The organism is Vibrio sp. FF266, from assembly GCF_041439695.1.
Classification (GTDB): Bacteria; Pseudomonadota; Gammaproteobacteria; order Enterobacterales; family Vibrionaceae; genus Vibrio; species Vibrio tasmaniensis_A.
Window position 1 is genome coordinate 252,673 of the sequence record NZ_JBGOOO010000001.1, and the last position, 13,109, is coordinate 265,781.

The 13,109-nt window shown below is 43.6% G+C and carries 9 protein-coding genes and 1 pseudogene; 3 read left to right on the forward strand and 7 right to left on the reverse strand.

Annotation, left to right across the window (positions count from 1 at the left end; translation table 11 throughout):
- A pseudogene (locus tag ACED59_RS01120) lies at window positions 1–569 on the forward strand (hypothetical protein); the annotation flags it as partial.
- A 2-nt stretch (window positions 570–571) separates the two neighbouring features.
- Window positions 572–2,254 (forward strand): BatD family protein, encoded by a 1,683-nt coding sequence (locus ACED59_RS01125; protein ID WP_029223710.1) that lies wholly within the window; start codon window positions 572–574, stop codon window positions 2,252–2,254.
- 103 nt (window positions 2,255–2,357) lie between these two features.
- On the opposite strand, the gene ACED59_RS01130 is transcribed toward ACED59_RS01125, so the two are convergent.
- The 5 genes from ACED59_RS01130 to ACED59_RS01150 form a co-directional block, all read right to left on the reverse strand.
- A complete protein-coding gene (locus ACED59_RS01130; RefSeq protein ID WP_017096236.1) occupies window positions 2,358–4,502 on the reverse strand; it encodes a GGDEF domain-containing protein in 2,145 nt (714 codons plus the stop codon).
- 319 nt (window positions 4,503–4,821) lie between these two features.
- Window positions 4,822–5,571 (reverse strand): phosphate ABC transporter ATP-binding protein PstB, encoded by a 750-nt coding sequence (pstB, locus tag ACED59_RS01135; RefSeq protein ID WP_009845819.1) that lies wholly within the window; start codon window positions 5,569–5,571, stop codon window positions 4,822–4,824.
- Window positions 5,572–5,646: 75 nt separating this feature from the next.
- Window positions 5,647–6,510: a phosphate ABC transporter permease PstA gene (gene pstA, locus ACED59_RS01140; RefSeq protein ID WP_012600195.1), complete on the reverse strand. Its 864-nt coding sequence runs from the start codon at window positions 6,508–6,510 to the stop codon at window positions 5,647–5,649.
- Window positions 6,511–6,574: 64 nt separating this feature from the next.
- Window positions 6,575–7,504 (reverse strand): phosphate ABC transporter permease subunit PstC, encoded by a 930-nt coding sequence (pstC, locus tag ACED59_RS01145; protein WP_009845821.1) that lies wholly within the window; start codon window positions 7,502–7,504, stop codon window positions 6,575–6,577.
- Between the two features lie 124 nt (window positions 7,505–7,628).
- Window positions 7,629–8,450, reverse strand: coding sequence for a phosphate ABC transporter substrate-binding protein (locus tag ACED59_RS01150; protein WP_009845822.1), 822 nt, complete (start codon window positions 8,448–8,450; stop codon window positions 7,629–7,631).
- A gap of 464 nt (window positions 8,451–8,914) precedes the next feature.
- Here ACED59_RS01150 and ACED59_RS01155 point away from each other — a divergent pair, with 464 nt between their 5' ends.
- Entirely contained in the window at window positions 8,915–10,558 is a 1,644-nt protein-coding gene (locus ACED59_RS01155; RefSeq protein ID WP_009845824.1) for a methyl-accepting chemotaxis protein, read from the forward strand.
- 188 nt (window positions 10,559–10,746) lie between these two features.
- On the opposite strand, the gene ACED59_RS01160 is transcribed toward ACED59_RS01155, so the two are convergent.
- Both ACED59_RS01160 and ACED59_RS01165 read right to left on the reverse strand, forming a co-directional pair.
- Window positions 10,747–11,640: a lipase secretion chaperone gene (locus ACED59_RS01160; protein ID WP_017096240.1), complete on the reverse strand. Its 894-nt coding sequence runs from the start codon at window positions 11,638–11,640 to the stop codon at window positions 10,747–10,749.
- 39 nt (window positions 11,641–11,679) lie between these two features.
- The gene (locus ACED59_RS01165) at window positions 11,680–12,621 is read right to left on the reverse strand and encodes a triacylglycerol lipase (protein ID WP_017096241.1); all 942 of its coding nucleotides are present in this window, start codon (window positions 12,619–12,621) and stop codon (window positions 11,680–11,682) included.
- Between the last annotated feature and the right edge of the window lie 488 nt (window positions 12,622–13,109).

Here is a 13,109-nt window from a genome sequence, read left to right on the forward strand (position 1 = left end):
AGCAAGACGATTCTGAGTCCAAAGACCAAAACGAACAAGACCAGCAAGGTCAGCAAGGTCAGCAAGGTCAGCAAGGTCAGCAAGGTCAGCAAGACGATTCTTCGCAAAGCTCGCAGGATCAACAACAAAGCTCAGCTGACAATGGGAAGTCGCAAAGTCAAAGTGGTAGCCAAGATCAAAGCAACAAACAAGATCAAAGTGAAAACCAAGATCAGAATACTGACCAAAGCCAAGCTGATGATAGTCGCTCTGATTCCAAGGCGGATGAAGAAAGCGACAAGCAAGCTGTGCAACAAAACAAAGCGGATCAAGCAGATAAACAGTCACAGGACAAGGGTGACTCAGCATCTCAGGCAGCCCAAGCACAAGAGACTGCTAAGGAAAACACTGATAACAACGCTCAACAAGCTGCAGCACAAGTATCCGGTCAACCTATGTCGAGCGATCCTGATATGCGAAAACTTGAGCAAGTAGAAAGCGCTCGTGATCCGAGCCAATTGCTTAAAGCGCAAATGATTCTACAAGCACGACAAAAAAGTGCCCCTAACAACCAAAACAAAAAGTGGTAACCATGCGATTTTTAAACAAGCCATTTTTATCAATGCTACTGACACTGCTAATCGGTGTTTTCTCGTCACACTCTGTATTCGCAGCGACCGCTGTGGCGAGTGTTTCGCAAAACAGTGTTACCAAAGATGAAGTCTTCCTACTTAGAGTGGCGACCGATGAAAAAGTATCGTCCGGTGCTTTAGATCTAACCTTCCTTCAGAAGAATTTCTACGTCGGCACCCCAAGCTTTGGGTCATCGATGCGAATCGTCAATGGTAGCCGCACTGTGTCTAGCGAGTGGAATATTACCCTTGCCCCACTTCGATTAGGCCGATTAGAAATACCTAGCTTTGATATTGAAGGTGCCAAAACCCAACCGATCACCATCAACGTTTCGATTAATAAAGCCGCTCCAAAGCAGAGTGATATGGCGGAATTCCAATTAAATCTCAGCAAAAACATCTTGTATCCACAAGAAGTCGCCGAGCTTGATGTAAAGCTCATCATCAAAGCGGATCCAAGAAGATTACAAGATCCCCAGATCTCTCTACCAAACTCATCAAATTTGGACGTGGAACCCATCGGTGAGTCGAAACAGTTCCAAGATGTTATCAACGGACAAGAAGTCACCGTTGTTCAGCAATCTTTCCATATATCCTCACAACAAGCAGGACAATTTCAGCTTCAAGGGCCAAAGTTAACCGGTGCTGTTGTTTACTCAACCAACAACTCAAGCACAACGCGCCTTTTCCAACTCGACACGCCCGTTGAAACCTTAGATGTCACAGTGAAACCTGTACCAAAAGGCTATCAAGGTGAGTGGTTACCAACATCGGACTTCAAGTTGATTCAGAAATGGTCAGATAGCCAAGGCAATGAGCTGACAGGTAGTAATACTTTAGGTGGCGACAAGCAGAATATTGAAATGGAAGCCGGTGATTCGTTAACTCGTACCATCACAATGACAGCCAGCAACTTGACTCAACACCAGTTACCAAAACTGAACACCACCTACCCTAAATCGGTGCGTGTTTATGAAGAGAAACCGCAATTTGGCACTACCCAATCCGGTAATGCTATCGTGGTGTATAAGCAAGTTCTAATCCCTAAGGAATCTGGAAGCATCTCCCTGCCTGATGTTTCTCAAACTTGGTTTAACACTGATTCGCAATCACAAGAGACCAATAAAGCTCTTGGGCTTGAGTTGTCGGTTCAGGCAAGTGATCGCGTAACCTCAAGCACGCCGCCTCCTGTTATTGAAACACCAACTCAGCAAGCCAGCCCGACAATTGTTACCGTTGAAAAACCAGGAATGTGGCCTTATCTAACGGCTCTGTTTGCAGCATTATGGTTAATCAGCTCGGCGTTTGCTTTCTACTTCTGGTCACGCCGCGGTACAGCAGTAAAACCAAAGCAAAAAGATGAACGTCAATCCGATACGGCAGAAGCGCTGATTGCCTCTCTGAAGATGAAAGATGGTGTGAAGACGAGAACTTTGTTCGAACAGTGGAAAACTGAAAACCCAGACTTGAGTGATGAGACGTTAGAAACAATCGAAGCTGAGCTCACCAAGCTAAATCAGAGCCTCTATGCTGAAGCTGGCTCACCAAGTCAGTCATGGGATCCTACTGAGACAATCAAAATAGTTAAGAAGCCAAAGCGAGTCTCTAACAAAACGCGTAAAAGTTCACTAGAAACGCTTTAATTAACCAAAAAATAAAACTGGCAGAAAAAATGAAGCCGTGATGACCACATTGTGAACATCACGGCTTCAGTCGTTTTTGAGAACGGGAAAAACAGATACCACACTAAGTCAGTGTAGCCGCAACTTTTCTTCGCTTCATAGCCGAGACAACTCTATTTCGCCCTGAATCTTTCGCCTTATACAAAGCCTTATCAGCCTTGCCATACAACAAATCAAAATCGAACTGGCGCTGATCCGAAGTTATCGATGCATAACCCACAGATGCGGTTAAATATTGGCTAGTGCTACTTTTACAATGGAGAATTTTTGCATCTTCAATACTTTGTCGAATCGACTCTGCACGCTGCTTTGTTGTTGTGTGATTGGTACCGATCATCAACAACATAAACTCCTCACCGCCGATACGGCAGAAGGTTTCTTGATCACCGTAAACATGAGTGCTCAGTATCTTGCCAATGGCACGTAAAGCGACATCCCCCTCAGTATGGCCATAGACACTGTTGTACAAACCAAAATGGTCAAGATCGACAAGAATTAACCCAAAGGTGACCTCATTCTGCGTAGCAAATGCACCGTGTTCCTCACAATTCAGATCATCTAAAACTTGTGACAGCATACGGCGGTTACCAAGACGAGTCAGCGGGTCGAGTTTAGAAATTACATCGAGCTGTTCATTCGCATTTTCAAGCTCTTGAGTTCGCTTGCTAACCTCTTGTTCTAGGGTTTCATTGAGCTTTTTGATCTCTTCTTGCGCCATGGTTCTTTGTAAGACTTCAGCAAGGCTAGAGGCGAAGATACGTATCACTTCACGCAGTTGTGAAGTTAAAGGGCTTCGTGTTAGCAAATTATCCGCAGCGATAAACGCAATCGGAACGCCTGTATTTGTGGTGAGCATTGTCATTGCCGTCCAGCCAACCCCGACAATATTGTAATCATGATAAATAGGGACCGATTCTTCAAAAGCGACTTGGTTAGGGTAAGTACGAGCTGCAGACACAATGTCACGCTCTACCAGCTCTGATCGATAATAAGACTCATCGACAATATCGCCTTTTATATCGGTACCCCAAGTACCTTGCATGTAACTGCAATTTTTATCGGTAAGGAAAACGGCTAATCGATCAATGCCTAAATGCTGAATAGCAAAACTGACGGCGGACTTACACACAGCACTGACGCTATCGCAGCGAGACAACTCAACCATACTCGAATGCAGCATTCGGATGTTCAGTTCTTGGCGTTTACGAATGTATATCTGAGACAGCAGAGAGCCGAACGATTCAAGCATCTGCTTTTGGTAATTGGTGATTGGCGAGCGGTGAATGTAGTTGTCCATGGCAATCCAACCTACGGGTTTATCCCCTTCACGCAAAATAAGCATGCCATTCCACCCTTGCCCTACAACCTTACCTTCAGTGTAGAGTGGAGCCTGTTCAATAACGACCAAGTTAGTGTGGTTGTCAGACAATGCCTCGATATATTCCGATTCAAGCTGATGCAGGTCATATTGAGTGTGATGTTCGCTGTTGGTTTTTCCTAGTTCATCGGTGCCGTAGGTGCCACTAAAGCAACGCTTTTTCATATCAAGCAACATAAATATGGCGCGATCAAAACCAAGTCTATCGCGTACCGCCTCTACCGATGCTTTGTAGAGTGCATCCAATGATTCAGGGTTCGAGAGCTCTAACGCCACCTGATGAACCAATTTCATATTCTCGACAAACAACTCTCGAAGCTTAATTTCATCAAGATATTGCGCTTCACGTGTATCCCTATGCTTAATCTCGATAGCTGCATTTTTTTCTGCGCGAATACACTGCCAGCGAGCTGCCGCTAATTGAAGGCCATCCAGCCCTTGGTCAAAGGTTTGATTAACTTTTTCTGCGATGCAATTTTGAATAATTAAATAAGTTCTACAGGCTGGGGCGTTGTCGAGCATCATGATGAACGACTCTCCACCAAGCGCTTTACTGTGATCCCACTTGCACGTATTGAGCGACATCGGTAACACACCGTCTGCAGTGTCGAACTGTGAAACCCATGGCCAAAATGTTGAAGGGTAATGATCAAGAGAGGTTAATTCACCGTAGGAAAACAACGGTAACGAGTCGCTTTCTGGTATTGGCTCTGAAAATATTCCGATCCCTTGGGGACCAAGCATTTTAATCAGGTAGTCAAACAGAGACTCAGCCAATAAACGGTGGTCACGCGTAGCAGATATCTGTTTTGCAAAGGCTTTAACATGCACGGCGTTGATCCATTGGCTAATAAGAATAACGCAAAAATACAGAAGCCTTGATATGCAATCAATATAACTAAAAATGAGATGTTAAGTGGGTCGCAATTTGACCTTTTGCATTATCACAAGCATGAGAAGGACTACAAAAATGGGATTTCCTGCCCAAAATTTCGTCGACATGTGATGCTTTTTAACAGCATAAAAAAGCCCCACCTAAAGTGGGGCAAAACTTCCATCGCTTATAGTTATAGTGATAATTCTGTAAATCGAATCGATTATCTAACCTGCGTTTCAGTTAGTGGTATTGACCACGTTATCGATTAAGCAATTAACCAAAGTCACCGTTTACATAACCTTTAGTGCGATCATCTTTTGGTTCGCTGAAGATAACGCTGGTTTCGTTGTGCTCTACAAGCTCCCCCATTAGGAAGAAAGCCGTGCGATCTGAAATACGGCGGGCTTGCTGCATTGAGTGCGTTACGATAACGATAGTGAAGTTCTTCTTCAGATCTTCCATCAACTCTTCTATTTTATGAGTCGCAATTGGATCAAGTGCTGAAGTAGGTTCATCCATCAAAATTACGTCAGGTTGCATTGCGATGGTGCGAGCAATACACAGGCGCTGCTGCTGACCACCAGACAAACCGAATGCGTGTGCTTTCAAACGATCTTTCACTTCATCCCAAAGCGCCGCGCCGCGAAGTGAACTTTCAACCACTTCATCAATGTGCTTTTTGTCTTTGATCCCTTGAGCACGTAATCCGTATGCCACGTTTTCATAGATGCTCATTGGAAATGGGTTTGGCTTTTGAAAAACCATGCCGACTTTGATACGTAGATCAGCCACATCTATATTGCCGTAGATGTTGTCGCCATCCATCTCAAGAAGGCCGGTGATTTTTACACCTTCAATAAGATCGTTCATTCGGTTCAAGCAACGTAATAGCGTTGATTTACCACAACCCGACGGGCCAATCAAAGCGGTCACTTGGCGCTCTGGTACGGGTAGGTTGATTGATTTAAGCGCTTGGTTTTCGCCGTAAAAAAGGTCTAGGTCTTTAATATTAAATTTGTTCATATTCGTAATCTCGTAATTCGTCAAAGTCTGTACTGTTTTTGTTTTAGGAGCTCATTTGGCTCTAGAAAACCCTGCTTAGTAAGTTGCAGTATTAAAACGTCTTGCGATCAACTTCGTGAGTGTGTTGATCAGCAGTACAAGAACAATCAGTACTGTTGCTGTGCCGTATGCTTGATTCCATTCTTCAATGGTAAATAGCTCCGTCGTTAACTTATATAAGTGAACGGTTAATGTACGGCCAGAATCCAATAATGAATCTGGGATACGAGCAACCATACCTGCGGTCAAGAATACTGGCGCTGATTCACCAATAACACGACCAATACTCAGAATAACTGAAGTGATAATACCCGGCATTGCACTTGGTAGAATCAAACGCCAGATTGTGTAGATTTTAGAAGCACCTAAACCATAAGAGCCTTCGCGATAAGTTTGAGATACCGCCATCAATGCTTCTTCAGTAGTACGAATAATCACTGGAAGAATCAAGATACTCAATGTCAACGCGCCCGATAGGATAGAGAAACCTAAACCTAAAATAGCTACGAAAAATGTCATACCAAACAAACCGAAGATGATTGACGGAATACCTGCTAATGACTCGGTACAAAAACGAATGATCTTAACTAAGCGACTGCCTACTTTTGCGTATTCAGTCAGGTAGATTGCCGTCATGATACCCAATGGCGCCGCAACCGCAATCGAAGCAATAACCATGTAGATGGTCGAGATGATCATCGGAAAAATGCCGTGCTCATCGCCCGTTCGCGTGTAGTCATCCGTGATGAAATTCCAATCAACGTGCTGTAAGCCGTTTGAGAGGATGTACCACATAATCCAGAACAAGAAGCCCACCGTTAACGCGGCAGCAGCCCATATAAAACCACTCAGAACGGCGTCTTTACGTGCGCGGGCTTTCTTTAACGCGATTTTATTCATCGTCTTACCTTGCGGGTTCGTAGGATTAGTTTGAGGTGCTACGTTATTTTCTAAAGACATAATGTTACCTCGCCTTCTCACGGTTCAAGTAAAGGAGAATTGCATTCAGAGACATGATGAAAACAAGGAGAACAACACCCGTCGCATAGAGCGCACTTGCGTGAATACCACTCGCGTAAGACATTTCAATCGCAATGTTCGCGGTTAGTGTACGAGCTGAATCTAAGATACCTTCAGGCATTGCCGGTGCATTACCCATCACCATAATGATTGCCATCGTTTCACCAAGAGCACGGCCAATACCCAAAATTACGCCCGTCATAATGCCTGAGCGAGCAGCCGGAACGAGCAACTTAAAGATAGTAAAGATTTTTGAAGCACCTAACGCTAAAGAACCTTCTTTGTACGTTCTTGGTACAGCACGGATTGAGGTTTCAGAAACCGTAATTACCGTCGGAAGGATCATCACACCCAGAACAATAATACCCGCCAAAATCGTGTTACCCGCAGGCACTTGAAATACGTTTTGAATCAGGGGAACGATAATAACGAGGCCGAAGAAGCCGTAAACTACCGAAGGAATACCCGCTAGCAATTCGACAGCAGGACGAATGATGTCCGCCAGACGCTTTGGCGCGATTTCAGCAATAAAGATTGCCGTTAATACACCAATCGGCACACCAACCACTACCGCGCCTAATGTCGATACGACAGATGCCACAATCATGGTTGCAACACCGTAAAGTGCTGGTGGTAGCCAGTTCTGTCCTAGCACGATGCCCGATAGGCCCGCTTCCTGGAACGCAGGGATACTTTCTCTAACGATGAAAAAAGCAATAACAGCAAGGGATACGATGCCGATGATTGCGCTAGTAAGAAATAAGCCGTGAAAAATACGCTCTTTCCAATCTACACGCTTCTTTTTACGTAAGCCGCGTTTCAGTTGAGTCGCTTCGCTATTCATAAGCTGTTCACTATTCGTTGCGATGGTCATAACAAGTCTCACATATCGAAATCCTTAACACGCTGTCTAAGCGTACGGATTAACTCGAAGTGGGATAGAAAAGGCTCAGCCTGAAAAGGTAGGCTGAGCAATATTTAATTAATTGAGATATAGATTAGTTAACTGAGATGTAGCCTTTGTTCTCAACAAGAGATTGAGCTTCGTCAGTTAGCATCCAATCTAGGAACTTTTGAGTTTCAGAAGAAGGCTTACCTTCTTTGTAAAGTACTAGGAAAGGACGAGCTACTTTGTAAGAACCGTTCTTAACGTTGTCTACAGATGCTTCAGTACCGTCAATTGCAAGCGCGTTTACTGAGTTATCTACTGTACCTAAAGAGATATAGCCGATTGCGTAAGGGTTAGATGCAACCATTGTTTTTAGTGCACCGTTACCGTTAGCAACTTGAGCACGTTGAGAGATTGCTGATACTTTCGTGCCAGAAATCTTCATTTTAAGAGACATGATGTCTTCGAATGCACCGCGAGTACCCGATGCTGTATCACGAGTGATTGCTACGATTGGCTTGTCTGCACCACCAACGTCTTTCCAGTTTGTTACTTCACCTTTGTAGATAGCTGTTACTTGCTCAGCCGTTAGACCGTCAAGACCATTCTTAGGGTTAACCACGACTGCGATGCCGTCACGAGCAACCACTTCTTCAACGAGTGTTGTTTCTTTCTCGCTATCTTTAAGGTTACGAGAAGACATACCTAAATCTGCACTGCCGTTCTTCGCCGCTTTAACACCAGCAGACGAACCTGGACCTTGTACTTCGATAAATACGTTTGAATTCGTTTTCATGTATGTTTCAGAGAAAACTTCCATCAGTGGCGTCACGCTGCTTGAACCAACTGCTGAAATAGTTTCTTTAGCTGAAGCTGGAGTCACTGTTAGTGCACCTAAAAGAGCGATTGCACCGATAACTGTCTTTTTCATCACAAATTTCCTTAAGTGGCGTTATTGCCGTTGTGTTTAACTTGAACGGTGCCCACTTTAGAATCTGAATGTGACAGTTGTGTTTCATTAAATTGAAGCCTATATGACAGCTGACATTTATTTTCGTCTTTTTTCGTGTCAAATAACCTTGAAGCAATAAGTTTAAATAACTCATAAACGTTAAACACTTATTTCAATCTATTTAACCCAAATCGTTCAACATTCCACCAATACCGAATATTACCAATTACCACACACCAAACCATAACGGGAAAACCATAGAGAAATAAAGAAAAACGCTCATTTTGCACAATAAATAACCGTAATTTATCAATTACCTATCGCATATATCTAAATCGAATGTATTACTGATTGAATTGTCATTCTCAGTAGTTAGAATCACGGGATAATTATAATAAAAGCAATTGCATCGGCTCATTTACTTATTTATAGAGGGACAATTCATGCGCCAACTTCTCAGTGGCTTATCAATTAAAATACAAATTCTTATTCCAGTACTCTTTTCCGTCGTATTACTTTTGACGGGTGTCATCATCGGAGGTGACAAGCTGGAAAACGCATTTAAAGATGTATCAACAGCAACAGATCAACTCATTCTACATAAAGAAGAACTCAGCGAAATCGTCGACAATAGTTACGGCATGCGCATCAAAGCAATCTATAGCTTGTTCAACCCTGATGATGTAAACACACTCGTTGAAACGCTTAATCAAAAACGCGATCAAAACTCACGCCTACTGAGCTCATTAGACACAGTGCCAGGTATGCAAGATGAAGTCGCAGCAATGAGCAAAGCGATGGACCATTACGTTAACTTTTCACGCAATACCATGCTTCCCCTGTTAAAAGCAAAACACGGTAATTCAGTGCTAACTTCTGACTTTGATACTCGTTACCAAACGGCAATTGACCAATACCGCCATGCAGGTAACGAAATGGTAAAAGCAATCGACAGTCTTTCTAAAAAGCTAAACTTGCTTGCTACTCAACAAGTCCATACCAATGGTCAGCAACACACTAGCACCCTAAATACTGCGACTATTGGGCTTTTAGTGATTCTTTCTATTGCTCTTGTTATTAGCTGGACACTGGCTGGCATCATTGTTAAACCAATCAACAATATTCAGGCAACCATGCGCGAAGTAGCAAAAGGTAACCTGCTAGTAAAAGCCGAAGAACATGGAGACAATGAGATCTCACGTCTTGCGCAAGACGTAAACAAATCCGTTGAGCAATTGCGTGACACGGTAAGTTCACTGTCTCGAATCAGCATCGAAGTTGCGTCAGCATCGACTGAACTAGCTGCTGTAATGACACAATCAAGTGCGAACTCAGACCAAGAGAAGCAAGAAGTGGAACAAGTTGCTTCTGCCGTGAATCAACTTGAGAGCACAGCAGCAAACGTCAACGAAAATGCAGTACAAGCCGACTCCGCGTCTAAGCAAGCTGACGAAATGGCGACACACAGCATGAGCTTGTTTAATGAAAGTAACCAAGCAAACGAGCAAATGGCGATTCAGCTTAGCGAAGCTGCGAACGTTGTTGGCACGCTAAAAGAGCACTCAGAGAAGATTGGTAATGTCATTGAGGTTATTCAAAGCATCTCAGAGCAGACTAACCTTCTTGCGCTTAACGCTGCCATTGAAGCCGCTCGTGCAGGTGAAAGCGGACGTGGTTTTGCGGTTGTAGCTGATGAAGTGAGAATGCTAGCAGCACGTACACAAGATTCGACCAAGGAAATCCAAACCATCATTGAAGGCTTGCAGGTTCAATCTGGAAACGCGAATGAGAGTATGAGCAGTTCGCTGTCTATGCTGGAGCATAACCAGACGCTTTCGGGTGAGGTAAGCTCTGCACTTTCCGGCATTGCGAACTCAGTAACGGATATCACGGAAATCAACACTCAGGTCGCCGCTGCTGCAGAAGAGCAAAGCCAAGTGACTTCAGACATTAACCGTAATATCTCAAATATCTACAGCTTAGTAAGCCAAAACGTAACCGGCATTACCCAAGCAGCAGCAGCAAGCCACGAGTTATCAAACCTCGCTGAACAACAAAAGCAGCAGTTGGGCTTCTTTAAGGTTTAAGGGGTAAGGGTTAAGGGCGAATAATCTTTAAGGTTCAGCTGTAACGGCTTATGGCATAGGCTCTAAGATACAAACTTTAAGCCTTAAAATGTAAGCACTTACTTAGCATGTATAGATTGCAGTAACCCACCTTCATTATTAAGCCAACTATTGAGTCATCAGTAGTTGGCTTTTTTAATTGCTGGAGATTACTGATCGCTCTCAGCAGCTCTGATTCTTTCAATCGCTTCGACTCTTCGAAGTTGTTCTGACTGAAAATGCGTAGTCCGAAGCTGTGCGATAGTCTCTTGTTGCTCAATTTTAGAGAGTGCAGGGTCATTCAAAATGTCATTTCGTTCAACAAAGTAAATTTCTAAAGCTCCATCAAAGTCCGCCCTTTGTTGATCAAGCGCTTCGAGCCTCTGTGTCGCTTCTTCGCCAACCAGTTCGTTTCTCTTCAAGTACAGGCCTTGTTCATCTAAGCCCTTAGAGCTAGATAATTGCTGCAATAACACCTGATTTTGATGACTGGCTTGAACGTAATCTGGCTGTTCAGATAGATAAGACTCAAGCCTTTGCTGATATTCTGACTCGTCTAGCCCTTCTTGTTTCAGAAGTAACTTTTCTAAAGCGATTTCCCTCATTCTGTTGTCATGGGTAAACAAAATACTTATCTCGCTCTCACTGAAAAACTGTGCTTGAAGATCGAGGAGAGCTTGATTCAGTGCGCGTAAGTCCTCAGCGGATATAGAGGTGTTGTCGAATTGCACGTCTAATGCTGTCAGTGCCGACTTGTACTCAAGATACTTGGCAAACAGTGCTTCATCGACAATCGTAGCTTGTGATTGCTCGTGGTGTTTTGCCACATTGTCGCGAATATCTTCGAGGGTTAATTCTGTATTGCCTGACACGAAATATTCCATCATGTCTTTAGCTGACGCACTATCGATTTCGGTATCTTGTTGAGAGCTAACCTTCAATGAAGAAGCGCTTTGTTCGCTGTTATTATATGAACTTGTATCTTCCTTCTTTAGATATAAAAAGACCGCCGCTGTACTCATCAGGGCTATCGTGGTTATCGACAAAATGGCGATCTTTTTCATCATACTTTCCTTATTCTCTTAATAAACGGTTAGTGCTACCTAAAGGCCGGCCAACTTCAATCGATTGGCGTGCTGACGATATAAGGTCACTGGATCTGTCTCAAAAAGATGGTGGATACCCAATAGTCCATTGATCTCGTCTAGGTGATTCATTTTGTAGTCATCACCAATCACTTTGCCCAAATGCGCGCTACATGCTCCCACTAACCCGTCATTAGGTTCATTAAAAGCTAAACCAAGGATTGTCATCGCTCCGTCGGTAGGATCAAGAAGGTTGGTAAAAGTGGAAGATCCTGTCCATGAATAGTAATAAACACCGTTGTTTGCTTGCCATTCACCATCACCACACGCAGACGTCGGAACGCCTTCAGGGTAAAACTGATTGAATGCAAGCGAACCTTCAGTGGTCAACGCTTCAAGCGATGCAAGGCCATCTTGGTCAAGATCCGTTCCACCAGATAACAGGTTGATGAGCGTCGTCAATCCACCAGCCAACTTAACCGCAATACCTTCCGCGGCTGAACCTTCTGATACGGTTCCACGTACGAGGTCGGCTACTTTCGAGCCTTTATGAACACCACCAATGCTCGTCACCGAAGCAACAAGATCAGGTCGAACCGATGCGACATAGCGCGCAGTAGGACCACCGTGACTATGACCAACTAGATTCACTTTACTTGCGCCTGTCGCGGCTAACAGCGTCTCAACTTGAGCGAGTAACTGTTCACCACGAACTTCGGAACTGTTGGTAGCAGAAACCTGAGCAACGTATACGCTCGCACCATCTTTAGTTAGAGACTCCGGTACGCCATAGAAGTAATCCACGCCTGCTAATGTATCGAAACCAAACAAGCCGTGTACCAACATAATAGGGTATTTCGTTGCAGTGTATCCGCTGGTTTCTAATGCTGATGCGCTTGTTCCGGCATAGACGCCAAAACTGGATAGGCAGGCTATCGTCCAAATTAATATCTTTTTCAATGCTCTTTCCTTAAACAGATTAGACCTCTGATGAGTAAAGAAACCGTAGATGATGATTTTATAAAACAAAAAGTAACAACTTGATATTTGTGATATTGAACTTGAATTAAACAATTGTGATGAACATAGAAAATGCAACGTCGCTTGATATTACCAACGGGTAAGCTACTGATTAAATTATAATTTACCTCCCACCCTTCTGATAACGTTTTCATTTAGCATTCAATAGACAAGTCATCACATACCGGTCAATGACGACGTGTTTGCCTGCGATAGTTAGTTAAAATCAAATGTTAGATATTAGCCATTTCACTTCGAAGCCATTGTTTTTCAATCAAAAAGTGGTTGAAACTTTGACACTTATGCCAGTTATGAGCAGCTAACAACCTGAATGTATTGACGAGAGCTATTGGTTTTAGATATAGGTCATACCAGTTATCTGAAATTTAGTTATTAAAACAGTCACAAGCAACAACGTTTTGTTTGGC